Origin of the sequence: Bacillus sp. C30 (assembly GCF_040838255.1) — a bacterium.
GTDB lineage: Bacteria > Bacillota > Bacilli > Bacillales > Bacillaceae_G > Bacillus_A > Bacillus_A mycoides.
This window is the reverse complement of sequence record NZ_JBFPJH010000369.1, coordinates 1-3,005: the sequence shown is the minus strand read 5'-3', so window position 1 is coordinate 3,005 and position 3,005 is coordinate 1. Positions and strand designations below refer to the sequence as shown.

2 protein-coding genes are annotated in these 3,005 nt (G+C 35.5%); both read left to right on the top strand.

Translation table 11 applies throughout. From position 1 onward, the window contains the following. The first annotated feature begins 145 nt into the window (after positions 1–145). On the top strand, positions 146–523 hold the full coding sequence (locus AB3X49_RS20355; RefSeq protein ID WP_002010461.1) for an ArsR/SmtB family transcription factor: 378 nt from the start codon (positions 146–148) through the stop codon (positions 521–523). 20 nt (positions 524–543) lie between these two features. After that, positions 544–2,898: a heavy metal translocating P-type ATPase gene (locus AB3X49_RS20350; protein WP_367964368.1), complete on the top strand. Its 2,355-nt coding sequence runs from the start codon at positions 544–546 to the stop codon at positions 2,896–2,898. The last annotated feature ends 107 nt before the right edge of the window (positions 2,899–3,005 follow it).

Here is a 3,005-nt window from a genome sequence, read left to right as displayed (position 1 = left end):
ATTTATATGTTTATTTTGAAATGTGAACGAAATGTTTTAAAAAATGTATGAGAATTCATTGACACATATGAATGGACGCTCATATAATAAAGGTATAAGACATATGAATAGTTGTTCATATGTTCAAATGAAGAGGTGAGCTGTGATGGCTGAAAATAAAGTAGAAACGCAACAGGAAGCATGTTCTCAAACGGTAATTCACGAGGAAATCGTGGATCAAGTAAAACAAACAATTCCGACTGATGAAAGTTTAAGTAAAGTAGCAGAATTATTTAAAGTATTAGGTGACCGTACACGTACGAGAATATTACATGCATTATTTGAAGCTGAAATGTGTGTTTGTGATTTAGCTTATTTATTAGGAATGACGCAATCTTCAATCTCACATCAGCTTCGTGTATTAAAGCAAGCAAAGCTTGTAAAGAACCGTAAAGAAGGAAAGGTAGTTTATTACTCATTAGCTGATCAACACGTAATTCATATCTTCGAGCAAGCGTTTGAGCACGTAAACGAGGAAGAATAAAAAAGCGAGGAGGGAGAACGATGGCAGAAGCATTAGTGAAAAAGAAACTTATGCTAGAAGGTTTAGATTGTGCAAATTGTGCAATGAAAATTGAAAAAGGTGTTGGGAATATAGAAGGGGTAACATCTTGTTCCGTAAACTTTGCAACAAAAACGATGCTTTTAGAAACACCGCAAAATAAAGAAAATCAAGTTGTTACGGAAGCGAAGCAACTTGTTACAAAATTAGAGCCACATATTAAAGTGCAAGAAGAGCAAAAAACAAAATCAGTAAAAGAAGTATTTGTATTAGAAGGCTTAGACTGTGCAAATTGTGCAATGAAGATTGAAAATAAGGTAAAGGAAATGCCAACAATTTCAGAAGCGACTGTTGATTTCGTATCAAAGAAATTACGAGTAGAAGTTGCAAATAAACGAGAACTTGAATCGACTGTACAAAATATAAAAAATGTTGTTCAAAAGTTAGAGCCTGATGTAAAAGTTGTTCGTGAAGAGGAAAAAGGACACGACCATGATCATGGTGATGGAAATGTGAAAAAGATGATAGGAAGATTAGTAGTCGGTGGAATTTTGACAGGAATTGCTGCGTTAGCCGGATTACCGCAAATGATAACAATTTCATTATTCGTCCTTGCTTATTTATTAATAGGTGGAGATATCGTTTGGAGAGCGGTAAGAAACATAACTCGCGGCCAAGTGTTCGATGAAAACTTTTTAATGGCAATTGCAACTTTAGGAGCTTTCGCGATTCAACAATATCCAGAAGCGGTAGCAGTTATGCTATTTTACCAAGTAGGGGAACTGTTCCAAAGTATTGCAGTAAATCGTTCTCGAAAATCAATTACGTCATTAATGGATATTCGTCCTGACTATGCGAATGTGAAAGTTGGAAACGAAACGAAACAAGTATCACCAGAAGATGTGCAAATTGGTGAGTATATTATCGTAAAACCAGGTGAAAAAGTACCGTTAGACGGGAAAGTGGTTGAGGGAACATCAATGATGGATACTTCAGCGTTAACAGGTGAGTCTGTATCGAGGGAAGTAGAAGTTGGTAATGACGTATTAAGTGGTTTTGTAAACCAAAATGGTGTATTAATTGTCGAAGTTACAAAAGAGTTCGGTGAATCCACTGTATCGAAAATTTTAGACTTAGTACAAAATGCAAGTAGCAAAAAAGCGCCAACAGAAAACTTTATTACAAAGTTTGCACGTTATTATACTCCTGTTGTAGTTATAACAGCAGCAATAATGGCATTTATTCCACCACTTATTTTAGAGGGTGCTACATTCTCCGATTGGATTTATAGAGCTTTAGTGTTCTTAGTAATCTCTTGTCCATGTGCGCTCGTTGTATCGATTCCTCTTGGATTCTTTGGCGGTATTGGTGGGGCATCTAAAAGTGGTATTTTAGTAAAAGGAAGTAACTATTTAGAAGCATTGAATGATGTGAAATATATCGTTTTTGATAAAACAGGAACATTAACAAAAGGTGTCTTTAAAGTTACGAAGATGGAGCCTAGTGAAGGTATCACAGCTGAAGAGCTATTAGAATATGCAGCATTTGCAGAAGTATATTCAAATCATCCGATTGCACAATCTATTCGAAATGCATATGGAAAATCAATCGATGAAAATGCTATTGAAGACTATAGTGAAATTTCTGGTCATGGTACGGTTGTAAAAGTACAAGGAAAAGAAATTTTCGCAGGTAATGCTAAATTAATGAGCAAAGAAAACATTACATTTAAGCAACCAAATACAGTAGGTACACTAGTTCATGTTGCTGTAGATGGTAAATATGCAGGTTATATTGTTATCTCTGATGAGGTAAAAGAGGATTCAAAACAAGCAATTCAAAAGTTAAAAGAACTAGGTATTAAGAAGACAGTCATGTTAACTGGTGATGCAAAATCAGTCGGGGAAGCTGTTGGTAAAGAATTAGGTTTAGATGAAGTTCATGCCGAATTATTACCACACCAAAAAGTAGAAGAAATCGAAAAAATTGATGCAGCAAAACGCGGTAAAGAAAAGATTGCATTCGTCGGTGATGGTATTAATGATACGCCAGTACTAGCAAGGACAGACGTTGGTATTGCGATGGGCGGCTTAGGGTCAGATGCAGCAATTGAAGCTGCTGACATCGTTATTATGACTGATGAGCCTTCAAAAATTGTGACAGCAGTAAAAATTGCAAAACGTACACGTAGCATCGTATGGCAAAATATTATATTTGCATTAGGGGTAAAAGGGTTAGTGTTATTACTCGGCGCCTTTGGTATTGCAACAATGTGGGAAGCAGTCTTCTCAGATGTTGGTGTGACGTTACTTGCAGTATTAAATGCAATGCGTGTACTACGAGTAAAAGATTTATAAAAAAGAGGACGCAATTGCGTCCTCTTTTTTATTGGTTATTTTGTTGAAATGGACTCAAGAAAATAATATCAAATATTATTTTGTTTTTGAACAATGTAATATATAAA